Annotated in this window: 24 protein-coding genes and 2 tRNA genes; 8 read left to right on the top strand and 18 right to left on the bottom strand. The window is 33.2% G+C overall.

Annotated elements, in window-relative coordinates; translation table 11 throughout:
* Nucleotides 1-88: 88 nt before the first annotated feature.
* The 8 genes from IPK88_17795 to IPK88_17760 all read right to left on the bottom strand — a co-directional run bounded on the left by IPK88_17795 (nucleotide 89) and on the right by IPK88_17760 (nucleotide 6,546).
* Nucleotides 89-1,075 carry a hypothetical protein gene (locus IPK88_17795; GenBank protein ID MBK8245283.1) on the bottom strand — a complete coding sequence of 329 codons (987 nt, stop codon included), beginning with the start codon at nucleotides 1,073-1,075 and terminating at the stop codon, nucleotides 89-91.
* 170 nt (nucleotides 1,076-1,245) lie between these two features.
* Nucleotides 1,246-1,614 (bottom strand): hypothetical protein, encoded by a 369-nt coding sequence (locus IPK88_17790; GenBank protein MBK8245282.1) that lies wholly within the window; start codon nucleotides 1,612-1,614, stop codon nucleotides 1,246-1,248.
* 468 nt (nucleotides 1,615-2,082) lie between these two features.
* A tRNA-Pro gene (locus tag IPK88_17785) sits at nucleotides 2,083-2,157 on the bottom strand.
* A 17-nt stretch (nucleotides 2,158-2,174) separates the two neighbouring features.
* Nucleotides 2,175-2,263 (bottom strand) — tRNA-Ser (locus tag IPK88_17780).
* A 34-nt stretch (nucleotides 2,264-2,297) separates the two neighbouring features.
* Nucleotides 2,298-3,707, bottom strand: coding sequence for a chromosomal replication initiator protein DnaA (gene dnaA, locus IPK88_17775; protein MBK8245281.1), 1,410 nt, complete (start codon nucleotides 3,705-3,707; stop codon nucleotides 2,298-2,300).
* Nucleotides 3,708-3,972: 265 nt separating this feature from the next.
* A complete protein-coding gene (locus IPK88_17770; protein ID MBK8245280.1) occupies nucleotides 3,973-4,734 on the bottom strand; it encodes a menaquinone biosynthesis protein in 762 nt (253 codons plus the stop codon).
* A gap of 7 nt (nucleotides 4,735-4,741) precedes the next feature.
* Nucleotides 4,742-5,359 (bottom strand): histidine phosphatase family protein, encoded by a 618-nt coding sequence (locus IPK88_17765; GenBank protein ID MBK8245279.1) that lies wholly within the window; start codon nucleotides 5,357-5,359, stop codon nucleotides 4,742-4,744.
* Complete coding sequence (locus IPK88_17760; GenBank protein ID MBK8245278.1) at nucleotides 5,359-6,546, bottom strand: CofH family radical SAM protein; 1,188 nt, start codon at nucleotides 6,544-6,546, stop codon at nucleotides 5,359-5,361. The genes IPK88_17765 and IPK88_17760 overlap by 1 nt, the downstream gene beginning before the upstream one ends.
* A 243-nt stretch (nucleotides 6,547-6,789) precedes the next feature.
* Between IPK88_17760 and IPK88_17755 the strand changes: the two genes are divergently transcribed.
* From IPK88_17755 to prmA, 7 genes are all read left to right on the top strand, one after another.
* The gene (locus IPK88_17755) at nucleotides 6,790-7,674 is read left to right on the top strand and encodes a glycosyltransferase (protein ID MBK8245277.1); all 885 of its coding nucleotides are present in this window, start codon (nucleotides 6,790-6,792) and stop codon (nucleotides 7,672-7,674) included.
* A gap of 162 nt (nucleotides 7,675-7,836) precedes the next feature.
* Nucleotides 7,837-10,656: a TonB-dependent receptor gene (locus IPK88_17750; GenBank protein MBK8245276.1), complete on the top strand. Its 2,820-nt coding sequence runs from the start codon at nucleotides 7,837-7,839 to the stop codon at nucleotides 10,654-10,656.
* Between the two features lie 32 nt (nucleotides 10,657-10,688).
* Nucleotides 10,689-12,278, top strand: coding sequence for a T9SS type A sorting domain-containing protein (locus IPK88_17745; GenBank protein ID MBK8245275.1), 1,590 nt, complete (start codon nucleotides 10,689-10,691; stop codon nucleotides 12,276-12,278).
* 200 nt (nucleotides 12,279-12,478) lie between these two features.
* On the top strand, nucleotides 12,479-13,462 hold the full coding sequence (locus IPK88_17740; protein MBK8245274.1) for an aldo/keto reductase: 984 nt from the start codon (nucleotides 12,479-12,481) through the stop codon (nucleotides 13,460-13,462).
* 26 nt (nucleotides 13,463-13,488) lie between these two features.
* On the top strand, nucleotides 13,489-14,715 hold the full coding sequence (locus IPK88_17735) for a carboxylesterase family protein (GenBank protein ID MBK8245273.1): 1,227 nt from the start codon (nucleotides 13,489-13,491) through the stop codon (nucleotides 14,713-14,715).
* A 52-nt stretch (nucleotides 14,716-14,767) separates the two neighbouring features.
* The gene (gene folD, locus IPK88_17730; protein MBK8245272.1) at nucleotides 14,768-15,643 is read left to right on the top strand and encodes a bifunctional methylenetetrahydrofolate dehydrogenase/methenyltetrahydrofolate cyclohydrolase FolD; all 876 of its coding nucleotides are present in this window, start codon (nucleotides 14,768-14,770) and stop codon (nucleotides 15,641-15,643) included.
* Between the two features lie 24 nt (nucleotides 15,644-15,667).
* On the top strand, nucleotides 15,668-16,495 hold the full coding sequence (prmA, locus tag IPK88_17725; protein ID MBK8245271.1) for a 50S ribosomal protein L11 methyltransferase: 828 nt from the start codon (nucleotides 15,668-15,670) through the stop codon (nucleotides 16,493-16,495).
* On the opposite strand, the gene maf is transcribed toward prmA, so the two are convergent.
* The 9 genes from maf to IPK88_17680 all read right to left on the bottom strand — a co-directional run bounded on the left by maf (nucleotide 16,473) and on the right by IPK88_17680 (nucleotide 23,113).
* Complete coding sequence (maf, locus tag IPK88_17720; protein ID MBK8245270.1) at nucleotides 16,473-17,060, bottom strand: septum formation protein Maf; 588 nt, start codon at nucleotides 17,058-17,060, stop codon at nucleotides 16,473-16,475. The genes prmA and maf overlap by 23 nt on opposite strands.
* An 18-nt stretch (nucleotides 17,061-17,078) precedes the next feature.
* A complete protein-coding gene (locus IPK88_17715) occupies nucleotides 17,079-17,990 on the bottom strand; it encodes a UbiA family prenyltransferase (GenBank protein MBK8245269.1) in 912 nt (303 codons plus the stop codon).
* Nucleotide 17,991: 1 nt separating this feature from the next.
* Complete coding sequence (locus tag IPK88_17710) at nucleotides 17,992-18,489, bottom strand: HAD-IIIA family hydrolase (GenBank protein MBK8245268.1); 498 nt, start codon at nucleotides 18,487-18,489, stop codon at nucleotides 17,992-17,994.
* 10 nt (nucleotides 18,490-18,499) lie between these two features.
* Nucleotides 18,500-18,748 (bottom strand): Fe-S cluster assembly protein IscX, encoded by a 249-nt coding sequence (gene iscX, locus IPK88_17705; protein MBK8245267.1) that lies wholly within the window; start codon nucleotides 18,746-18,748, stop codon nucleotides 18,500-18,502.
* Between the two features lie 24 nt (nucleotides 18,749-18,772).
* Nucleotides 18,773-19,114 (bottom strand): 2Fe-2S iron-sulfur cluster binding domain-containing protein, encoded by a 342-nt coding sequence (locus IPK88_17700; protein MBK8245266.1) that lies wholly within the window; start codon nucleotides 19,112-19,114, stop codon nucleotides 18,773-18,775.
* Nucleotides 19,115-19,352: 238 nt separating this feature from the next.
* Nucleotides 19,353-20,567: an NADP-dependent isocitrate dehydrogenase gene (gene icd / locus IPK88_17695; GenBank protein ID MBK8245265.1), complete on the bottom strand. Its 1,215-nt coding sequence runs from the start codon at nucleotides 20,565-20,567 to the stop codon at nucleotides 19,353-19,355.
* A gap of 434 nt (nucleotides 20,568-21,001) precedes the next feature.
* Nucleotides 21,002-21,769 carry a hypothetical protein gene (locus tag IPK88_17690; GenBank protein ID MBK8245264.1) on the bottom strand — a complete coding sequence of 256 codons (768 nt, stop codon included), beginning with the start codon at nucleotides 21,767-21,769 and terminating at the stop codon, nucleotides 21,002-21,004.
* Nucleotides 21,770-21,787: 18 nt separating this feature from the next.
* A complete protein-coding gene (locus IPK88_17685) occupies nucleotides 21,788-22,522 on the bottom strand; it encodes a hypothetical protein (GenBank protein ID MBK8245263.1) in 735 nt (244 codons plus the stop codon).
* Nucleotides 22,523-22,540: 18 nt separating this feature from the next.
* The gene (locus IPK88_17680; protein MBK8245262.1) at nucleotides 22,541-23,113 is read right to left on the bottom strand and encodes a hypothetical protein; all 573 of its coding nucleotides are present in this window, start codon (nucleotides 23,111-23,113) and stop codon (nucleotides 22,541-22,543) included.
* A 342-nt stretch (nucleotides 23,114-23,455) separates the two neighbouring features.
* On the opposite strand from IPK88_17680, the gene ruvB reads away from it, so the two are divergent.
* The gene (ruvB, locus tag IPK88_17675) at nucleotides 23,456-24,481 is read left to right on the top strand and encodes a Holliday junction branch migration DNA helicase RuvB (protein MBK8245261.1); all 1,026 of its coding nucleotides are present in this window, start codon (nucleotides 23,456-23,458) and stop codon (nucleotides 24,479-24,481) included.
* Nucleotides 24,482-24,728: 247 nt separating this feature from the next.
* Here the strand turns inward: ruvB and IPK88_17670 are convergent, their stop codons facing one another.
* Entirely contained in the window at nucleotides 24,729-25,268 is a 540-nt protein-coding gene (locus IPK88_17670; GenBank protein ID MBK8245260.1) for a DUF3575 domain-containing protein, read from the bottom strand.
* Nucleotides 25,269-25,315: the final 47 nt, after the last annotated feature.

Below are 25,315 nucleotides of genomic sequence, written 5' to 3'. Positions count from 1 at the left end.
ATGTTTAATTACGTATCTAAGACTTTTAGTAATTCCATTTTCATGTACTAAAATTAAGATTATACGACAATATTACTATTTCTAAATACTAAATTTTGTTTGTATAGTTTTTAAATAGGTTAAGTTTAGTAGTCAATTTTAGACTATGATCGTAAATGTTTGCCCTGTAGAGTTCCTTGTATTTTTCAAGATCAATCTTGCGTATAGTATCAAAGAGAATCGGAGACATTGTCCAAAATTCAAGTCTTAATGTAATTAGATCACTTATTTCTTTGAAAATTCTCTCTTTCTTTTTTCTTTTTAATTTTACAATAAAATTGTCAGTCCATTTGCAGCTGAAATCGTTATGATACCCAGCAATTATATAAGTAAATTTTCCCTTTGGAAACACGTTAATAAAAGAAGTTGTAAAAGGTATAACCTTTTTCATTTTAAATTCTTCGTATGTTTCATCTTCACTAATTATATCCGCTACGCCAATATTAAGCGGCACAGATATGCAAACTTCAATTTTAGGGATCTGGATTGTTTCAAAATGGAAAATATTAAAATTCTTATTTTGTATACATTTTTCAAATTCATTTTTAAAATAAGTCAGATTCTTTATTCCATCTGTGTATCCATCAAGTAAAGCTACCACATGATCTAATAAATTTGGTGGTAATTTATCTATGAGCTCTGTTAACCTTTCAAATGCAAATTCTTTTCTTCGAATTTCTTGACATAATCCTCTATATGAAAATAGTGATTGATGCTCCTTATTTTTCAAATCTAAGGTTTTATTAGATTCAATAGCTTTAAAGATAGAAGAATCATGAATTGCACAAAATCCTGGAAATGAATATGCATTATTAATCCCAATTGATTTAAACTCAAAAAGTCCTACTTGCTTTATTTTGAATGAATTAGAGGGTTTAAGTTCAATTAAATGATTTTTATAAGACATTTCAGCTAAAATTCCATTTTTTTGAAGGACATGAGATGAGATAGCTTGATTTTGACAATTCTCAAACATACACTGTCTAGCTTTTTTCTCTAGCCTTAATGTTATTTCATGAATTTCATTTTGTAACATGCATACTAATATTTTGTTTTTTAACTGTATTGTTTTTTTAATTAGTGGGATATTTAAATTGAAAATGGTTTGTCACTAATTAATACTTAATATTTATCTATACATGAAAACAAGACAAAATAGGTACCTGAAATTATTGTAAATTTGAATCTATAATTCTATGCTTTTTATCATTGTTTAATATAATCAAGGGATGATCCACCTTGCATTATAGTCATTTTTGATCCTGATGTATTTCCTGATATTGAGTTAATATTCAATTCTAACTGAACACCAAGACCAAAAGTATTTAATAATTCAACAGTATTGCAGCTGCCATTTTTCTTTCTCCAATTATAGAGATGCCCTCCATTAAAATAGTATTCACCATTTTCTCTAAACTCCCTTTTATCAAGAAAACAACCATTTCCAGCTGGTGAATCAATGCACCAAGAGCCACCCTCAAACAAACATTTTTGAGAATTTGAAGTATCATCCTTACTACAAGATAATATTAAAACTGATAAATACATTACTAGTGCAACTTTTTTAATAGACATAATTTTAATTTACTTAGTTTAAATTTTGTTAAAGGTAGAAAATATATAGACTAAATGTCAAATAAATGATTTATTTTTAGTATATTTTTAAGGCAGTAAGATTGGACGAGTTCCAAAAAATTAAATTCTATCCTTATTGGATCACATAATAGTGAGAATCAATGCTACATCTATTATGGTTGAATTGCATTGTTTTTTTAGTTAAAATATATTAATATATATATGTAAGTAAATAATTATATTATCAATTCAAATTTGGTTGAGAATCATAGCCCCATTATAAATTGCCCCTATCATAGTTTTGAGTTTTTCCGATTAGCCCCCCTTAATTCTAATCGAAAGAGATTTTCAAAAAAAGCTAACTTATTTAGATTTTAGATGCTAATAGTTACACCATACTTACACCGAAAATTTTTTATAAAAAAAAAGAGCTATAATTTACATTATAACTCTTTGATAATCAGTAAGTCGGGGCGGAGGGATTCGAACTCTCGACCCCCTGCTCCCAAAGCAGGTGCGCTAACCGGACTGCGCTACGCCCCGAATCTATTCTTGTGCAGCGGAGGGGGAGGGATTCGAACCCTCGGTACCTCTTTCGAAGTACGACGGTTTAGCAAACCGTTGGTTTCAGCCACTCACCCACCTCTCCATGTTTCAAAAAGAGACGCAAAACTATAAAAAAACTACTTAACTCCAAGACTTTTTGAGATGATCTTTTCTAATTTATTTACTAAGTCTTGAAATAGCTTGTCTGTTTCCATTAAATTTTCGACCGTATCACATGAATAAATGACCGTACTGTGGTCTTTTCCGCCAAATGCCTGACCAATTACGGTCAAGGGTTTCATGGCCATTTTTTTTGAAAAATACATGGATAATTGTCGAGCTTGAACAATATTTCGTTGTCTGGCTTTACCTAAAATACTGCTAACGGGAACTTTTAAGTGGTCTGAGACTATTTTGGTGATGGATTCGATGGATACTTCTTGATTAACCTTATTCGAAAATCCAGCTAATACTTCTTTTACCAGTTCTATACTAATAGGACGACCAGAAAGGGTAGCTTGAAGTTTTAAATTCACGATAACGCCCTCTAACTCCCTAATGCTACTTTTAAGATTATGACAAATGACCTCCTTGACATTGGTACTTAGTTCTAAGTCCTTCTCTTCAAGTTTTGCATCAAGTATGGCCATAAGGGTTTCGTAATCTGGACTGAGTAGCTCCAATGAGGCGCCCCATTTAAATCGACTTATTAATCTTTCGTCTATTTCCTTCAAATCTTTTGGAGCCCTGTCTGAACTCATGATGAGTTGCTTCTTATTTTGATGAAGTTGGTTGAATAGATGGAAAAAGGTCTCCTGGGTGCCTGATTTGCCGGCTAAATACTGGATATCATCAATGATCAGAACATCCAAGGCATTAAAGAAATTAGAAAAATCAGATATGGAATTGTTTCTAATGGCCTGGATGAATAAATTGGTAAATTTATCTGAACTCAGATAGATGATCCTTGATTTTGGGAATTTCTCCAATATCCCGTTGCCAATTGCCTGGATTAGATGAGTCTTTCCTAAGCCTACATCTCCATAAACCACCAGAGGGTTGAACAATTCGCCCGGTCTTTGGGAAATTTGTATGCCAGCCTGTCTAGCTACTCTATTACAATGACCTTCAATGTACTTATCAAAGGTAAATTGAGGCATTAAATGGTTGTCGTATGCGACTTTTTTAATTCCTGGAATTACAAATGGATTGGATATGAGACTCGGGTTCGTCTCTAAAGTAATGGACTCTTGTTTAAGAGGTTCTTTTTTTATCCTACCTGGTTTTTTATAATTGTCGACCAAAATTCGGTATTCGATTTTAGCCCTTTGTCCCAGGACAGATCGCAATGAATCTTTGAGTATGTCTAAATAATTGGATTCCAAATGTGCCAGGAAAAATTCATTAGGAACTTCAAGGGTTAGCACTAAGCCATCTAATTGTATAGGCCTGATCGGAATAAACCAAGTGTTGTAATGCTTTTGTTCTACGGATTGTTGAACCAATTCTAGTATGCGATTCCATATAGATACATGGTCTTGGTTCATCATCAGGTTAATCTGTTAAATTTTGGAAATCTAAAGATAGACTAATAAAGTCTATTTTTAAGGACTGCAAAAGTCTAATTTTTTTTCAAATTCAGGGTGCTTCTGTTTAAAAAATTTATTGGACATTGTATTTTATCTATTATTTTGTATATCAATAATATACAAATAAATTAAATTTATAAATTGTATTTGTTTGAATTTATGATTACTATATATTATGAAAAATGTATTTGTAATTTTACTCCTGAATTTAGTCCTGCTTCGATTACAACTCACTCTTCCCTATAATGGAAGAAAGATCCACTTGATTCAACTCACAAAAATAATGTAACGAATCTTTTTTTGCCTGATCAAAATGGTAGGATATATGTTCTGAAAAATAAGCATCCAACTTGGGTGGAAATTGTTTTAAATCCAAAGTTTTAATAAATGATTCAATGTGTTCAATACTTAATTTGAAGATATGATTGATTCGCTCTTCTAATTCACTGTTTATTTTATATCTACTGGCCCACACAGCAAATGTAAATGGACGTCCTGTTAAGTTTTTCCAAATCTCTCCTAAATCATATTGATGCTTAAATTGAGTCTCTGCAACAAAAGATTGATCGCCAATAATCAAATAGGCATCTGCCTCAATAGAAGATTCTGATGCAGGAATGATTTCTATTGCTTGCTCTTTCCAAAAAATACGATTAAGTGTTGATAACAGTAAGTTAGAAGTTCGTGATGATGCATCTTCTTTTATGGATTTTATTTCACGGAATTCCTTATTAGAATATATAGCCACAGTACGTACAGGTCCATCACAACCGATGCAGTAATCTGAAATTAAAGACAGATTCTTGAATTGACTAATAGCACCAATGGGAAGGAGTGCAATATCAACCGTTTCATTCATTAAAGCTTGTGCGCATTCCTGTGGAGTTCCGGTAATTAATTGAATCTGATTCCAAAGAGCGCTTTCCCTTAATCCATGAATAAACGGTAAGGTATTTAGATATTCTACTGCAATAATCTTCACCATTTATAACTTATAATGCTAGATGTGATAAATCGTTTTCCTGATGAATATGCCATTGTTGATCTCTGTATACGCAATGATATAATCCTGTATTATTGTGTAAAACATCCTCCATCTTAGCTAAGGGCCAGTTTTTCAACAGACATATAAAAGCTCTTAAAGTTCTGCCGTGTGTGCATACTAAAGCTTTATTAAATGTTCTTTGTTCAAGGTCTGATTTGAACAATAAAAGGCGACTCATTAATTCTGCCGCGCTTTCACCTTCTACAGCTTTAGCGTGATAATCTTCGGATTTCCAGGAATTGATAATTCGATAATATTTTTCTAATAGTTCAGGTTCGCTTTGTTTGCCTTCATGTTCTCCCCAACATATTTCATTGATACGATGATCAAAAATTATTTTTTTTTCCTCTGATTCAAATTTTCTAATGGTTTGATAAGATCTTTTTAATTGCGATGCAATGATTAAATCAAATTCATGGTGTTTATATTTTTCAAAAAAAGCAGCACCCTGAGCGAAACCTGAATGATTTAAATCGGAGTCAATTCCACTACCTTGCACGATGCCATTGAGATTCTGATTGGTTTCTCCATGGCGAAGGATAAAGAGTTCCTTAAATTTCGTCATTAGGCCATTGGTAATTGATAATAAGAATATTTGATTTCGTTTTCTTCTGTGTAGTTGGTATAATCGTTCAAAGTATTATATAAAGAATCGCGCTCTATAGGAGTTTTATTAACCTCACGAATGAGATTAACTATTTGAAGCGTATTTAAACTGGGTGATTGCTCTTCTGACCCCGCCATTGAATAGATTTTTGTGGTATCGTCTATGGTGCCATCCATATCATCTACCCCGAAATTGAGCGCCAACTGTGCTTGATTTCGACCTAACATGGGCCAATAAGCTTTGATATGATCAAAATTATCTAAATATATTCGGGAAATAGCGTAGTTTCTTAAATCTTCAATGACACTAACTTCTGCTAAATGGGACATTTCATTGTCCTTATTTCTAAATTTCAAAGGAATAAAGGTTTGAAATCCTTGAGTTTTATCTTGTAATTGACGCAATAAATCCAAATGTTGGATCCGGTGCTCAAAGGTCTCTATGTGGCCATATAACATAGTCGCATTGGAACGTTTTTCTAAAGAATGCCAAATTTCATGAATGCTTAACCATTCCTCCGTACTGCATTTTCCACCTGCTATTTGATCTCTGATGTCTTTGTCAAATATTTCAGCGCCACCACCTGGTAGAGAATCAACTCCGGATTCTAATATCAGCTTCATTCCTTCTTCATAGCTGACTTTAGCTTTTTTAAAAATATAATGAAACTCTACCGGGGTTAAGGCCTTCAAATGAAGCTCTGGTCTATGCTGTTTTATAGCTTTGAAAAGTGAAATGTAAAAGTTTAAGTCATATTGAGGCATCACTCCTCCTACTATATGCACTTCAGTAACTGGCTTATCATCATATGATTTTATGATATTCATGATTTCATCATGGGTATATTCCCAACCATCAGCCTTATTTTTAATAAGTCTGGAATAGGAACAAAAGCTACAACTATATATGCAGATATTAGTTGGCTCAATGTGAAAATTACGATTAAAATAGACCTTTTTACCGTGTTTTTGCTCTTTAATATAGTTGGCTAAAATACCGAGATAGGATAATGAAGCATGTTGGAACAAATAGAGACCTTCTGCATTTGAAATTCGTTTTTGTTGATTCACTTTTTCAGCAATTTGAACCAGTATGGGATCTTTTTCTTGATTTATGATTTCCGACAAGTGAGTAATTGCAGTCATTTTTTGGATTGAGTAGACGAAGATATAACACAATTTTGGACCGAAGGTTGCCTTTTATAACATTTCAAAGGGAAGACAAAGATTCAATGGCTCAGTCTTTTGTTAAACATAAAAATTATAAGGGTTTATGTTGAATGATAATTAAATCAAGATCGTTTTGTTTGTTGATTTTGAATTATACAAAAATTTAAGCTTGGAATTATTATTATGGCTGGTTTCGAAAAAATTAAAATACATTTGATCATGATTTCGATACTAATTCCCATCTATAATTATGAAGTAATAGATTTAGCAAAGGATCTATTGGTGTCATGTCATAAAGCCAATGTTAGCTTTGAAATTATTTTTGTAGATGATGGTTCTAATGTTCAATATTTAATACAAAATGATCCATTGAATCACATGGAAGGTGTTCAATATATCGTACTGCCAAAAAATATTGGTCGATCAGCAATTCGCAACTTCTTAGCGAGAGCATCAAAATTCGATTTTCTTCTTTTTTTAGATTGTGATGGCAAGTTATTAGATGAGGATTTTATATTGAATTATTTGCCTTATTTGTTAAAGGATACGGTAGTGTCTGGAGGAAGAATTTATCCTCAATTGAAAGTCGCTGATTGTGAATTACACTGGACCTATGGAACGTATAAAGAATCAAAATCTGCATTAGATAGAAATAAAGTTCCTTATGTGAATTTTCATTCCAATAATTTTTTGGTTCCAAGAAATATAATGCTGCAATTACCATTTGATGAATCTATTGTCACATATGGATTTGAAGATACATTATGGGCAAATCAATTGTCGAAGCATAACATAAAAATGTTACATATAGATAATCCAATTATACATCAAGGACTTGAAAAGAATTCAGTATTTTTATCGAAAACAAAATGGGCTATTGAGAATCTGGTTGAATTAAATGTCAAAGGAATTGTATTAGATACCGGAATTGAAAAACTATATGGGATTCTGAAAAAATGGGGATGCCATCAATTTGTTGGTTCTATTTTGAATAATATGCAAATTCAAATATCAAAACAATTGTGCTCGAGTCATCCACGATTATTTTTATTTCAATTGTATAAATTAGGACTTTACATTCATTTAAGAAACAGTCGAAGATAAAGTCATCCCCAAATTTTATGTGTATGTTTTCTTTTTAAAACCAAAAAAGGGCTATTGCCAAATCATTAAGAATTCAAATAATTTTTATTATGAATTCTTAGAGAACCTTTATATTGCATTAAAATCCAAAGATTTTTTCAATTAGAGTCAAACAAAACGAAGATGAATTACAATACATTGTGTAAGTCTATTATATTTATTTTGGTGTTAATCAATGGGTTGGAAATCATTAGTGCTCAAGTTAATGTTAAAGGGGTGCTAAAAGATGCTAAAACGGGGGATCCATTAATTGGCGCCACAGTAATTATTAAAGGAACCAATGTGGGCACTATAACAGATTATGAAGGTGCATTTATCTTTAAAACAACCCAGGTTTTGCCTTTGGATCTGGAATTTCGATACAGTGGATATGGAACAAAAATAGTGAGTTATTCAACCCCCAATAAATCGGTGGATTATGTATTGGAAGAGGAATCCATACAAATAGAAGTAGTTGAAGTTACTGGCCAACGAATTTCTGATAAACAAAAATCATCCCCTTTAACGGTTGAATCTATGGATCTCATTGCTATCAAAGAAACGCCTTCAGCTAATTTTTATGATGGGCTTGGATCATTAAAAGATGTAGACCTTACAACAGCTAGTTTAGGATTTACAGTAATTAATACCCGCGGGTTTAATAGTACAAGTCCGGTTCGTTCTCTTCAAATTATTGATGGGGTGGATAACCAATCTCCGGGATTAAATTTTTCGTTAGGTAATTTTTTAGGTTGTTCTGAATTAGATGTTAAAAAAGTGGACCTTATAGTTGGTGCCAGTTCAGCTTTTTATGGTCCCAATGCATTTAATGGGGTCATTAGCATGGAGACTAAGAATCCATTCATTCATGTAGGTCAGAGTGTTTCATTAAAAGTTGGTGAACGGAGGTTAATAGATTATGCCTTGAGGCATGCGGATGTTTTTAAAAATAAAAAGAATCAGGACTTTTTTGCATACAAATTGAACATGAGTTTTATGCGAGCCGATGACTGGCAAGCGGATAATCATGAGGCTGTATATAATTCTTTTTCACCAATTACTAATCCGGGAGGATATGATGCAGTTAATGTATATGGAGACGAATACCAAACAGATTTTGATTATAGAAATGCGTTAACGACGTATCCTGGATTGGGTGTGTTCCATAGAAAAGGATATCAGGAGAAAGATTTAGTGGATTATAATTCTTATAACATTAAAGCCTGTTTAGCCTTACATTGGAGATTAAATCCTCGCAAAATATATGATTCTCCTGAACTTATTTTGTCATCTGGTTTTGGTGGTGGGTCTACTGTTTATCAAGGTGATAACAGATATAGTTTAAAGAATATTAAATTTTACCAACATCGAATAGAAGTCCTTAAAAAGGATAAATACTTTTTTAGACTTTATGGGACCCATGAAAATTCGGGAGATTCATTCGATCCATATTTTACAGCAATTAAACTGCAACAAAGTGCAAGTAATAATTTTAATTGGGTTACTGCTTATAGTAATTATTGGACACTAAATATAGTACCTAAAATTGTTGTTAAAGAAGGTTATCCCAAAATTTTTGATTATATAGGGAGGCCCAATGATTTTAAGCTTGCATTAAATTCATTTCTTACCAATTTACATGATTCTTTGACAGCCTGGCATATTTTAGCTCAAAATCAGGCAAATATTGGAAATAATAGATTAGGTACTAATGATTTCTTAGAACCAGGTAGTGATGCTTTCAAAACTCAATTTAATGACATTACATCTAGAATAGCATATTCAGAAGATGGTACCCGATTTTATGATAGATCTGCATTAATTCATGCACAAGGTGAATATATTTTTAGCGATCTCTATTCTGGTGATAGAATAACAGACTTTGATATAACAGTTGGTGCAAGTGGAAGAAATTATATTCCAAATTCCAAAGGATCCATTCTGTTAGACACTGGGAATACCAGTATTAATACTTATGAATGGGGTGTTTATGTTGGGCCTAGTTTAGGCGTATGGCAAAACAAAATGCGCTTAAATGTTACTGCCCGTTTAGATAAACATGAGAATTTTAATTATTTAGTTTCACCTGCTGCTTCTATAGTATATCAGCCCAATAAAAAGGATTATTTAAGGGTTTCTTTTTCATCTGCAATTCGTAACCCAACTTTAACAGATCAATATTTGCATTACAATGTCGGACGAGCCATTTTACTTGGTAATATTAGCGGTTATGATAATTTAATTACTTTGAATTCTTTCGTCGATTTTCTAAACACAGGATTAAAAGATACTTTAGAATATTTTAATATAGCACCTATCCGCCCGGAACAAGTAAAAACCATTGAGATAGGTTACAGGACTACTTTGTTTAATGTATTATTTGCAGATCTGGGTTATTATTTTAGTCGCTACAAAGATTTTATAGGATATCAGATTGGTATCAACGCGTTTATACCTCAGGGTTCAGCATTACCTACTTCCGTTCAGGCTTATCGTGTTAGTTCAAATGCACAGGATCAGGTAACAACTCAGGGATTTTCGATCGGGTTGAATTATTTTTTCAAAACGAAATATGTACTCAAAGGAAATTATTCCTGGAATGTTTTAAATACAAATACCAGTGATCCTATTATTCCTGCTTTCAACACGCCTGAGCATAAATTCAATATTGGAATTAGTGGTCGGGATTTTGAATTTTTTGGAATAAAAAATTTGGGATTTAACATTAATTATAAATGGATTGATTCATTTGTGTTTGAAGGTTCTCCTCAGTTTACAGGAATTATTCCCAGTTACAATATGACCGACGCACAAGTCAATTGGTTTAGTAAAAAATTAAATACTACATTCAAACTTGGTGCATCCAATGTACTCAATCAAAAATCATATCAAACTTATGGTGGACCAAAAATTGGTCGCTTGGCTTATTTTAGTTTGTTGTATGAACTCAAAAAAAGTAGTTAAATTTATTTAGTCATTTTAATAAAATTATAAATATGAAAAAACGTTACATTTTACCTTTCTTTTTGTGTTTTACGGTCTCTTTTTTGATGGGACAAAATCGATATTTTGATGCCATGTTTGGTGTCGTTCGTACTCCAGATATCGTCTATGGAAAAAATATTGGAATTATTACTGGTGCACCTGCATTAGAAGACCTCAAGGTTGATATTTATACTCCTGCAGGAGATACAAAAACAGATCGGCCTTTAGTATTAATTGCTCATACTGGTAGTTTTTTACCCCCATTGTATAATGGACAAGTCACAGGGTCACGCAATGATTCAACAGTTACCGCTACAGCGGCTTATTTAACATCTAGAGGATTTGTTGTAGGGGCATATACCTATAGACAAGGATGGTTGCCAACTTCTCCTGATCAAAATGTTAGGACTAGTTCACTTTTGCAAGCAGCTTATAGGGCCATTCAAGATACAAGAACTTGCATCCGGTTTTTCAAAAAAACGGTAGCTGAGGATAGTAATCCGTATGGTGTGGATCCATCTAAAATTTGTGTTTGGGGAATTGGAAGTGGTGGTTATTTAGCAATGGGTGCCGGTAGCTTAAATGATTTTTCAGAAGTTACGTTGCCACAGTTTTACAATACAACCACTTTACTTCCTTATATTGATAGTACATTATTGGGAAATATTTGGGGTACATCTCAAGCTGCCATTAGTGTACCTAATTATCCAACATATTCTTCCAATTTTCAATTGAGTGTGAACTTAGGCGGAGCACTTGGTGATTCTACTTGGATGGATGGTGAAGCTATTGAACCAGCTTATGTAGGTGTTCATTGCCAAAATGATTTTTTCGCTCCGTATTACCATGGTGCAGTTATTGTTCCTACGACCAATCAGTTTGTTATTTATGCGACTGGTACTCGTAAAGCAATAGAACTTGCCAATGAGAAGGGTAGTAATAAAATTTTAGAAAATGTGGATCCACTTCATGATCCAATTCAAGTATTGATCAATGCTCAAAAAAGTAAAATAGTAACCTTGCCTTTAACCCAACAAACAATTACTCAAGGCACTAACAATTTTTATGGATTTGATATTCCGTTGGTCTATAATGGTAATGTAACACCACAAGGATCTCCATGGGAATGGTGGGATTTGAATACCCTTACTGCGGTCGTTGCATTCGTGAATCAAGCTCGGGGTACTAATTTCAATGCAGATAGTTTACACTTAAGTGGATTAAAAACGAATCCTGATATGTCTGCTGCAAAAGGTAGAGCCTATTTAGATACAATTTATTCATTAGCTTTACCTCGTGCATGTGCGGCATTAAATTTAGGATGCACATTTACAAATACTAAAGAGGTAAATAAAACGGATGTTGGACTTAGAATGATGCCTAATCCAGCTTCTAGTTATGTTAATTTTACAACCAATACTGATTCACCTATCCAGTCCATTTATATCTATGATTTACAAGGACGATTGGTTAAGGCACATACAGATATCAATAGTTCCCAATTTACCATGCCACGTAATCAATTACATGGTGGTTATTACAGAGCTCAAATTGTTTTAAACAACAAATTTGTTTCTGAATCATTAATTCTTAGGGATTAAAATTGAATTAAAATAATTAATTTAAGAGGTCATCTATCTAGATGGCCTCTTTTATTTAATCTTGGTTTGTTTTCTATTGAAACCAATACCTGAATTAATATACTTGATTTAATTGTTTTTCGATTTTGAACGTACTCTCATGTTTTTTGTTCCATTGCTATGCCTTCAAATGTGAATATAATTTTAAAAATAAATTGTTTATGATATATAGATATTTAGGAAAATCTGGAGTTCAAGTTAGTCTTTTATCTTTTGGTTCATGGTTGACTTTTGCAAAACAAATTGATGATCATATTGCTGAAGATTTAATGGTTTGTGCATATGAACACGGGGTGAATTTTTTTGACAATGCGGAAATTTATTCAAAAGGACAATCTGAAATAGTCATGGGATCCATACTTAAAAAATTAGCATGGGATCGCACCAGTTATATGGTTTCAAGTAAAGTGTTCTTTGGAGATGGCAGAAATAAGCCCAATCAAACAGGATTGAGCCGGAAGCATATTTTTGAAGCATGCCATGATGCTTTGAAGAGATTTCAAATGGATTATCTCGATTTGTTTTTTTGTCATAGGCCAGATAAGCATACTCCAATTGAAGAAACAGTATGGGCTATGAACCAATTGATTCAACAGGGCAAAATTTTATATTGGGGAACATCAGAATGGTCGGCTCAGGAAATTATGGAAGCACATATGGTTGCCAAAGATCTTAGACTCATTGGTCCAACTATGGAACAACCACAATATAATATGTTACACAGAACTAAAGTGGAGGTTGAGTTCAAACAAATTTATAAAACGGTTGGCTTAGGCACTACGATTTGGTCACCCTTGGCATCGGGACTACTTACTGACAAATACGCGAATTCCATTCCAACCGACACTAGGATGAATATTGAAGGTTTGGAATGGTTAAAGGATCGTACGGTTACTGAAGAAAATCTAACTGTAGTTAGAAATTTATCAAAATTTTCAAAAGAACTTGGAGTAAGCTTAGCCAATCTGGCATTAGCTTGGTGTATTCAAAATCTTAATGTAAGTACAGCTATTTTAGGAGCATCCAAAATCGAACAATTGGAAGAGAATTTTAAAGCTTTAGAAATATTACCATTATTGACTGCTGAAGTAAATGAAAAAATTGAAGCAATTTTAGGCAATAAACCACTTCATCCCCTGTATTAATTGTTGTACTTTTGGCAAAAAATAATATGAAAGTCTTATTTACCTATATTTTAGTGTTGACTTTGACGGTCTTACAAGGTCAAAATTGCGATTATACCATTCCTAAATATGGTTTCAAAGCAACCAAAAATATTTATTTAGGTTCTGACAAAGATTATCGTTTACTTGACGATTCATTATTCGTCGATATATATTATCCAGTTGGATCACCTGAAGTTAAAAGGCCTTTGGTGATGTGGGTTTTTGGAGGTGGTTTTTTTCAAGGTAAAAGACAAGATTTTGACCTTTTGTGTCAAGAGTTTGCCAAGAGAGGTTTTGTTGCTGCTACAATAGATTATCGGATTGGTTTTGAAGGAGCAGGACCAGGATTAAATCCTCCATTTGCCTTCGATGCGGCTGAAATTGTACGTGCAGGGTACCGTGGCATGCAAGATGGAAAAGCTGCTTTGCGATTTTTGAAATCGAATCATGAAAGAGACTCTATAGATTTGGAAAGAGTCTGGGTCGCAGGAGCAAGTGCGGGAAGTTTTGTAGCCATGGGTACTGTATTCTTAACCACAGAAGATCAAAAACCAGCACAGGTAGGTAAGATAACTCCAGCTAATGGAAGAAATAGAGACGATTTAGGCCCTGTGGAAGGGAATCGGTATGTAAATGGATATGATGCCAAAGTCCAAGGAGTATTTAATATTTTCGGAGGATTATTAGATACGAATTTGATCCGTCCTGATAATAAAATTGCGGTGATGTCATATCATCAGGATATGGATCCAGTTGTGCATTGCGGTGCGAATATGCCTTATTACCCCATTCCTTTTATTTCTGCAAATTATCCCATTGCCTATGGATCATGTATGATTGATAGTCGCCTTCGAAATATTGGCATGTCTCCGGATTTATTTGAAACATGGATTTATCCGGGTAATCAACATGCTACACACGATGAAGCTGCAGTAGTTAATTATATGTTGACCAATGCCAATCCAATTCTTTGCGGTACGGTAAGCGCTACAACAAATTCTAAGTTAAATACCATTAAAGTTTATCCGAATCCAGTTGAACATCATCTATCAGTTTCAGGTATTGAAAATCAAACGAATTATAAAATCTTAACCATGTCAGGTAATATAGTTGATCACAATAAAATAAATTCCAATCAAAAGATTTCAGTAGAAACTTTAATTCCAGGAATTTATATCATTCAATTCAATGAAAATGGTTTTCAAAAATCCATACGATTTGTGAAAATATAATTTTTTTATCAAAGCTAAATTCGATTATAAACATTAGGAATAATAAATGAATATGTTGGTATTAGACGGCAATAAATTATCTCATATTATCCGAAAGGAAATTTCGGACAAAGTCAGACAGTTTTGTGGTATTGAAACGAGACCTCCACATTTAGCAGCAGTTATAGTAGGTGATAATCCTGCAAGTCAAGCATATGTTAGAAATAAAATCAAAGCTTGTGAGGAAGTTGGTTATGCTTCCACTTTGATTAAAAAGCCCAGCAATATAACTCAGGAAGAATTATTGGAGGTGATTCATAAGCTTAATCAAAATGATGAGATTGATGGTTTTATTGTTCAACTTCCACTTCCAAGACACATTAATGAAGAAGAAATTAATCTTGCCATAGATCCTAAGAAAGATGTAGATGGATTTCATCCAAATAATTTTGGACGCATGGCACTTGGAATGCCAGCATTTCATCCTGCTACTCCCATGGGGATTATGATGATGCTTGACCGCTATCAAATTGATACTGAAGGTAAGCATTGTGTTGTACTGGGAAGAAGTAATATTGTTGGTACACCTATTTCTCTATTAATGTCGAAAAAGTCTAAACCTGGCAATGCCACAGTTACGATAGCTCATAGTAGATCGCAGGGATTGGAAGCCATTACAAAAACAGCAGATATTATTATCGTTGCTCTTGGAATTCCGAGGTTTCTAAAAGCTCATATGGTAAAAGAAGGTGTTGTCATTATTGATGTAGGAATCAATAAAATTGATGATCAAAATGCTTCTAAAGGATATCGTTTGGTAGGTGATGTTGATTATGATACAGTTGCCCCATTAGCAAAAGCCATAACTCCGGTGCCAGGAGGAGTAGGCCCAATGACCATAACTGCATTATTAGAAAACACTTGGAAAGCTTTTCAAAAGTCAATCTAAGAATAATTACCGATACAATAGCATATGCAAGATTATCTGGCTTTTCATTTTCAAGTTACAACTGATTTTCAAGATGTAATTATTGCTGGTCTTTACGATTTAGGGTTTGAATCTTTTGTTGAAGAAGATGAAAAACTTCAGGCATTTATTTCTCAATCAGATTGGAATCAAATAGATCAAGAAGCGTTTAAATGGTTTTGTTCGAATCACGGATTGTCATATCAAATTATAGTTCACAACCCTAAAGATTGGAATGCAATATGGGAAGCTAATTTTCAACCTATAGTCTTGGCCAATACACTTCGAATCAGGGCACCGTTTCATTCTGCTGATCCAAGCTATTCCGATGAATTAATTATTGCTCCCAAAATGGCCTTTGGCACTGGGCATCATGCTACTACGGCATTGATTTTAGAGTGGATGACTGGAGAAACGTTTAATGGGATGTCTGTACTAGATTTTGGATGTGGTACAGGTATTTTGGGGATCTATGCAAAGAAAAAAGGCTGTCGAAATTTGGTAATGATTGATATAGAACCCCAGGCTGTAGAAAATGCATTCGAGCATTGTGAATTAAATCATATACATGCTGATGCTATTTTGGTAGGTTCAGCAGAAGTGATACCAGCACAATTATTCGACATCATATTTGCCAATATTACAAGAAATGTTTTAGAAGAATTATTACCAAAACTTAGATCGCATTGCTCCGAAAATGGTAAGCTCATCATCTCTGGTTTTTTGAAACAAGATGAATTGTTTATGATTAGTTGCTTGGAAAAAAATCAATTTAGTGTAAAATCCACATTCCAAAAAGAAGACTGGATCGCTATATTAGCGGATGTAGTATAGCGCCTTTGAAATGTTTTAGGCTTTCATAAACTAGATCAGTGGGAAGTCCCATGATGTTTGAATAAGTTCCCTCAATTTCAGCTATTTTACAAAGTCCGATCCATTCCTGAACTGCATAGGCTCCTGCTTTATCGTAAGGCTTAAATTGTTCTATATACCAGCGAATTTCACCATCATTTAGATCACGCATGGTTACCTTGGATTTTCCGGTGAAACTTATTTTTTTTGTATGATCCATAATGCATACACCGGTATAGACATAATGAGTTTTTCCAGATAAAAAGGCTAACATTCGGTAGGCATCTGAAGCATCTTTTGGTTTTCCAAATACTTTATTGCCCAGTACAACAATGGAATCAGCAGTTATTAAAATATCATCTGACTGCAATGTTGAAATAACTTCTTCAGCTTTTTGATTAGCAATAAATTCTGCAATAGCACTTACATCCAAATGCTCTGGATAAGTTTCGACAAATTCAAAAGCCTTGACTTCAATCCAAAAGCCGGCATCTTGCATGAGTTGTTTTCGCCTTGGAGAAGCAGAAGCCAATATTATTTTACGCAAATTAATCTTAGTATCCATTTATTGAATTAAGAAATAAAGTAAGCCGATAATCATGTAAAATTTACTAATTAAACTGATCTGTGTTATATGAGTTTCTTTTTTTATTAATGTTAAATAAACCAAAATTAAAATGGGAGTCATAACCATGAGAATAAATGGTCCATCAACTGACTGCTCTAAAATATAAAACATAAAAAATAAACTAAATAGAAATAAACCCAATAAAACAAGCTGAGCTATGATCCAGGTTTTTTGAATGCCAAAATAAACAGCGGTTGATTTGCATATACAAGCCTGATCACCATTGTAATCTTCGATATCTTTTATTATTTCACGAAATAAATTGATGAGGAACGCAAAAATACTCATTGCGATGAGATCACTAATGATCAGTTTATAATTAGCAAAATCTTGTTCTTTCAACAATAATAAGGAGTCGTGAAAACTATAAGGTAAAAGTAAAATCACCCCACCAATAAATGCAGAAACCAAAATATTTCCAATCAAAGGCAAGCATTTTATTTGATATGAATAATACCAAAAAATAAAAATCGATATCGGATATATAATGTAAGAATAAAACAGATTAAATTGGATGGTTAGATAAATAGCAAGTATATTTCCAAGTATAACTACAAATAGATAGAAAAATATGGCATCTTCCTGACTAATAGTTTTGCCTATAATTTGTTTCGATTTTTTTTTATTTATCTTATCATTTGATTGATCGAATAAATCATTGATAATATAACCTGAAATGGCTACCAGTATAGTGCAGGATATTAGTAATACAATATTAATGTTCTTTTGAAGAATCTCATTGGCCGGAATTAAGGCCAGTGGTTTGAAATATTTATAGAATATAGCTACTTGAGTAATGGCTATAATGATTAAATTAGGCCAACGAATTAAGTTAATCCATTTAATCATACTAAGGCCATTTTGATTGGGCTTTGAGTATTTGTTCTATCAACTCTCTAACACAACCTTCTCCACCATTAAAATTTGAAATGTAACTTGAAATGGTGACTACTTCAGAAACAGCGTCCTTTGGACATGCAGCGATTCCCACTTTATTCATACAGGGAATATCCATGATGTCATCACCCATATAGGCTATTTCAGATGCACTGATGTTCCATTTGTGTAGTATTGCTAACAGGGTAGTGTATTTGTCTTCGATGCCTAAGTGAATTTCATTAATTCCTAAGATCTCTAATCGTTTTTTTGTTCCTTCAGACCGCCCTCCAGAAATAATTGCAATTTGTAAACCAGCTTGAATGGCTTTTTTTATTGCATATCCATCTCGGACATTCATAGATCTTAGAAATTGACCTTCGTCTGTGACTAATATCTGATTATTCGTGAGTACCCCATCTATATCTAATACCAAGGCTTTTATATGAGGTAAAGTTTGATAATAATTCATAAGTGTAAAGCTAACGATTATTATCGCGCCATTCATACACCCATTTGGCTTGAATTTGCTCCAAATGACCTTCTGAACAATCTTCTTTTTTTCCTTCGAAATGGGGTAATGCCAATATCCATTCCATTAATTCTGTGAAACGAACTCTATATATTTTACTTTCGTTGAATGAAGCACCAAAGTTCTCATATAAAGCCATTGCAATATCCTCGTGATCTGACCATTGCATGGGAAGATTATCAATATCCTTAAATGACATGTTCTAATAATTAATGTTTATCAATTAATGTTCATGACCAATGATTCTTTTCTGATCAGGAATTTCTACTTCGATTATTGCATTTTCATCTAATATGATACATTGGCAAGCTAGTCTGGATTCAAGCCTAGGATTATGGGCCCTATCAATAAAGTCTTCTTCTTTATCTGAAATATCTTCCAAAAAACGGTCCCCATATTTTATATATATGTGGCAGGTAGAACACGCACATACACCACCGCAATTGTGATTTAAATGTATATCCAGTTCTTCAGTTAGCTCAAGAATAGATTTGTCTTTCCCCTGTATATCAAATTCTTGTTGAGGTATTGATTTGTCTTCGAATTTGAATAAAATTTTTGCCATATACCTTTTGTCCTAAGCTTAACACAACTTTAGAAATGTGGTTCACGATTAAGCAGAAATATTAGCTTAAGCTTAAGTTAAGGGTTGTAATTATAATCAGATGCAAGGTTGTATCCAAACTCATGATCATAGTAATAGAAGCCTTTTCTGATAAATCTTAGAGATAACATAGCAACCCAAAATAAACAATTAGATATTCTAATCAGTCCAATATTTTTGAGTTAAGTAAATGCAGAAACTACATATTTCTAATAATCTCATCACCAAATTCACTACACTTCAATAAAGTAGCTCCTTCCATCAATCTATGAAAATCATAAGTTACTCTCTTCGTAGCTATGGCTTTTTCCAAGCCTTGGATAATCATTTTTGCTACCTCGTTCCAGCCCAAATATTCGAACATCATGACACCAGAAAGGATAACCGAACTTGGATTTACTTTATCAAGATCCGCATATTTAGGAGCAGTTCCATGAGTCGCTTCAAAAATAGCATGCCCACTTACATAATTGATATTCGCTCCCGGAGCTATCCCAATTCCTCCTACTTGAGCAGCAAGAGCATCTGAAACATAATCCCCATTTAGGTTTAGCGTTGCAATGACATCATATTCTTCAGGTCTAAGGAGTATTTGTTGTAGGAAGGCATCAGCGATAACATCCTTGATGATAATTCCATTTGGTAATTTTTGCCACGGACCACCATCTATCACTTGGCCACCAAATTCTTTAGCTGCTAATTCATAAGCCCACTCCATAAATCCACCTTCGGTGAACTTCATGATATTACCCTTGTGAACTATAGTGACTGATTTTTGATTATTGTCAATGGCGTATTTAATAGCCGCTCTAACTAAGCGTTCTGTTCCTTCTTTTGAAACAGGTTTGATTCCAAATCCAGCTGAATCAGGGAATCTAACTTTTTTATATCGATCCGGAAAATTTGTTTTTAATATATTTTTGAAAGTTTCGGCATCTGAAGTTCCTGCTTCGAATTCAATCCCAGCATATATATCTTCTGTGTTCTCTCTGTAAATGACCATATTGACTTTGCCGGGTTCTTTGACTGGACTAGGTACGCCTTCAAACCATCTAACAGGTCTAATGCAGGCATAAAGATCTAGTTGTTGGCGCAAAGCCACATTTAAAGATCGAATACCTCCACCTACTGGTGTAGTCAAAGGGCCCTTTATGGCCACTAAATATTGATTTATATCATCTATAGTTGCTTGCGGTAACCAATTTTGGGTTAGTTTAAATGCTTTTTCACCAGCTAAAACTTCTTTCCAATGGATTTTTCTGGCACCTTTATACGCTTTTTCAACTGCCGCATCAAATACACGGACAGATGCTCTCCAAATGTCCCCACCAGTACCATCTCCTTCAATAAATGGTATTATAGGCTGGTCAGGTACGGTTAGTATGCCGTCTTTACAAGTTATAGTCTGATTCATGATGTATAAATGTTTTAAGGAAAATAAATGTAAATAAATTAAAATAACGAATTTTCGAAATTTCACGCAAAAGTATAAAACTTGACAGGAAATACCTATATTAAAAAAGGATATATTATTTTTTTTGTATCATTTGTTTGTTTTTTATTGAAAACGAATAAAGCTTTTAAAACTTGAATGTTATCAATGTGTTTTTATACAAACATTAAGCCTCTAAGATCATTAAGACTTTCCAAATATGAATGAACTCTTTAATGAGTTTGCTTAAATTTGAAATCATCCAATAATTCATTGATTAGTTCAGTGTTCTTGTTCTCAATTTAAAATCATTTCAAATAATGTTATGGATAATTAAAAGGAAATTCTATTCTTAATTTGAATTAACAGTTAATAAAATAGTTTTAATTTCTTGATTTCTTACTTGAATTAAAGCATTATTTTCTTAAACCCATCTTTAAACTAAAAGCTAAATTGGGTGCGAAGGCATCTTGGTTTCCAAAATTAATAAACAAGGCAGCTGGTTCTGGCGGTAAGGTTCCTGGTTTTGGTGTATTTGTAAAAAGATCTATGCCTCTGGATGCTAATAGGCTAGCGTCTGGAAATTCTGAAAGCACGGAATTACAGTCTCTAAAATATTCAAAACCAACTCCAAATCCTATTTCTACAAAAAGATGGTTGCTTTTATCTGCGAATATAAAGCCGAATTTGTAAAATAAACCAAGCGTATGAAATTTCCAATTCGTATCTAAATATTGATTGTATGAATTAAAGCGACGGTAGTTCACTTCGCCTTGAGCCAACTCATGTTGATACACAATCTGAGGCCCATGAAATAGTTTTTTATACAGCCTTTGTTTCGCTAAAAATTTGTATTCAGTAGAAATTTTTATTCCGTAATTATTTAATTGGATATTATTGATATCATCAGAAGAATAAAAACTTTTGACCGCATAGGGAGAAAACATAGAACTGTACGGATTGATAAATCCTACTTGTAAATCGATTATAGTATTATTTTTTATTGGGTAATAGCATCCAATACTTATTGCAGCACATGGATCTAACAAATCTCTTAAGTTTAAATATAGAGCCTTGGTATTTGCAAATGTTGAACTTGCTGGAGTAGTATTTGTCTTTTGACTTTGTACCTTAAATATAGTCAAATAAAAAACACAAATAATTAAACAGCTAAATCTTATCATGTACTTAATAATGTTCAATTATTGTATAATTGAAACTAGTTTTGGGTGAACAGGATCTTTAATATCTAGTAAATGAAATTCATTTTTTGCAGAACAAATCATGATGTCACCAATTATTATAACATCTCTTGGTGAAGTAATAGATGGATAGATAGCGACTTCAAGAGGATTTTCTCTATTGGTGATATTAAATATGATGATTCCATTTCTGTCATCACATACAAAAAGGAAATCATCTTTAATTACGATACCGTAGGGTTGATCTATGGCAATCGTATTCCTTTCAATAAAATTTCCATTGGTCCTATCTTCATAGATTGTTAATCGTCCTCTATTGAAATCTCGAGTAGTCGAATAAATATACTTTCCTGTTATTGCAACAGGATCCTTTGCAATCCAATGTTCAATGGATGAACTCACTATTGGATTTAATGGATTGGTGATGTCCACAGCATATACACCTCTTCGTGCACCAACATATATATGATTTTGATAAATGGTAATCGTTTCTAATTCGTCGTTAATGGTAAGCTCATTTTGTAATATTGGATCTGAAGGATTGTCAATGCTAAAAATTTTGATTTTATTAAAATCAAGAGTATACATTACATTCTTATAAGTAGCAAATCGACTGGTAGATCCATTGATAGAATTTGAATCTCCATAAGAGGTGTCTCCGAAATCTCCGCCATCTATGCTGCAAGAACTAAGGAAAAGGACGATGGTCATCAGGAATATTATCTGTTTTTTCATAAGCTTCATTTTAATTATTTATAAAGAACATTTAGGATCTGTTAAGGTAGTTGTTTGCCAATCTAAAACCCAACCCGCATTTGGGTTGTAACATTCAAACCATCCAAATCGAACAGGAGGATGTTTGGCATCTGTCTGTTGAAAGACGAATAAATTTCTTTTCAACAAAACAACATGATTCAAATCTGTTATATCTATAACAAGTAAGTGTGGACCATTGTCAGTATATAAAATTTGATCCTTTAAAGTAATATCTTGAACTCCCGGTATTTCTAGGAATGAAATTCGCTCAGGTTTCGTAGTGTCACTGAGATTTATGATATGAACACCTTGTAAATGTTCAACCATAAAAAGATACTTGTTGTAATAAGAAATTTTACCTGTATTGGAAAACGTTCTGGGATCGGATTGTTTAAAATGTAAAAGTGAATCATAAGAAATATAGGTGGGTTTATATCCATCCACGACTTGGTGCAGGTCATTGTCTCGTATACAAGCAGTTACAGTCATAACAATACAGACATATAGCCAAATGTAATTAAAATAGTTTTTGCATGATGACATAAGAATTGTAGGGCAATGATTAGTCATATTGTTTTATTGGCAAGATTCATTGTTTACTACAATAAGACATAAAACCACAGCGATATGAACGGGTATCCATGTTGTAAAACGATTTAGAGTGCTTGTATAAAGCAAATATAGCTAATTGTTTTTTTGTTTGCATCTTAGATTTGAACTTTTTTTAAAAAAAATCAGATTTTTATTTATTTGGTTAAAATATCAATTTAGGTTTAATTGATTGATTTAATCATTTTGGATTTGATGTAAGCTAAAAATTCCTACCCTTTTTTAATATCTTTTGAATCTGAATATACTTGACTTGGATATCTATTTTTTCATCAACATTTTCTCAGTATCTTTGCTCATGAAATGAGGAATCCACTATTAGAATCTGAAGACAAGAATTTAAATCCAGAAGAGCGACAGTTTGAAAAGGCACTGCGTCCCAAGGGGCTGCATGAATTTGCAGGACAACCCAATGTTGTTGAAAATCTTAAAGTATTTATTGAAGCCGCCAAACAAAGGGGTGAGGCATTGGATCATGTTCTTCTGAATGGACCACCAGGCTTGGGTAAGACTACCTTATCTCATATTATAGCACATGAACTTGGGGCTTCATTAAAAATGACATCTGGCCCCGTTTTAGAAAAGCCAGGTGATTTAGCAGGCTTATTGACGAATCTTCAATCTGGTGATGTTTTATTCATTGATGAAATCCATCGTTTGAATACAGTTGTTGAGGAATATTTATATTCTGCAATGGAGGATTACCGTATAGATATTATGATTGATTCAGGCCCTAGTGCCAGGAGTATCCAGTTAAGTTTGAATCCTTTTACTCTTGTTGGAGCTACTACTAGAATGGGTCTCTTAACTGCTCCATTAAGATCTAGATTTAGTATAAATTGTCATTTGGATTATTATGATAGTGCAACGCTTGAAAAAATTATCAAACGATCAGCTACCATTTTAAATATTCCTTTTACTGTAGAGGGTGTTCAGGAGATATCTCGAAGAAGTAGAGGAACACCTAGAATTGCTAACGCTTTGTTGCGGAGATTAAGAGATTTTGCTCAGATTAAAGGGTCTGGTGAATTAGATGTTGAAATTGCCAAATTTGGATTAAAAGCATTGAATGTGGATTCACACGGGTTGGATGAAATGGATAATCGTATTTTGCATACGATCATTGAGAAATTTTCTGGTGGTCCTGTGGGATTAACTACCATAGCAACGGCTGTGGGAGAGGAAGCTGGAACAATTGAGGAAGTGCATGAGCCCTTTCTCATAATGGAAGGCTTTATCCAAAGAACTCCAAGAGGACGAGTTGCAACTCAGGCAGCATACGACCATTTGAAAATTCCATATATGTCACAACCAGGCAGTTTATTCTAGATCAAATGCTTTGAAATTATAATTTTGATGAGCAGTCTAATAATTGAACCAAGTTGAAATAGAATTTTAGTAATTGCTAGGCTAATCCTAATTAAAATTAATTACCCCAACACGTTTTTATAATTATTTGAAGTTTTGTTTATTTTGCAACAATTATTTTGAAACGAATCTTCAATAAAGACAATATTGATATTTTTAAAATTCTATTATTTTTATCATTAGAAAATAATGATTTTATAAATGATATTTAAAATCGATATCCCATCATTACACTTAATATAAAATCATAGTTTATATATGGATATGTACTGAGATCAATGGTAGCAATTTTTGGATAGGCTTTATTAAATAACGCTCTGCCGTAACCAAAGTTGGTTTCAAATAATATATGATTCGTACTCACGAATTTATATCCAAATCCGATTCCCATGGATATTTTCACTGCATTAATACTATAAATATTTTCTAAAGCATAATTTCCTGCAATGGGCTTTAAATAAAGCATTCCATAAATATTATCAATTCTTTTTTTTGGTATGAAATAATATTTGCCTTGCAGTATCGCTCCAAAACGGGCTGATTTATAGGTCTCACCAAAAAGTCTAATTCTATCAAAATCAATGATGGGTTGTAGGCCAAGTCCAATGTTTTGGGATATGCCGTATTCTGCACCAATGTCAATGTTTTTTAGCACAAGTCCAAGTGGATTAGCTTTAATTTCTACTTGACCAAAACTAAGAAAGGTGCAAACAAATATCAGGACAAATGACAAAATGAATCTATTCATGTAATGCGTTTGTGTGAAGGTTGTGATCTTAAAGTTGAAAATTTTAG

Origin of the sequence: Candidatus Defluviibacterium haderslevense, from assembly GCA_016712225.1 — a bacterium.
Lineage (GTDB): Bacteria > Bacteroidota > Bacteroidia > Chitinophagales > Saprospiraceae > Vicinibacter > Vicinibacter haderslevensis.
The sequence above is the reverse complement of the archived record's forward strand: the minus strand, read 5'-3'. Positions and strand labels throughout refer to the sequence as shown.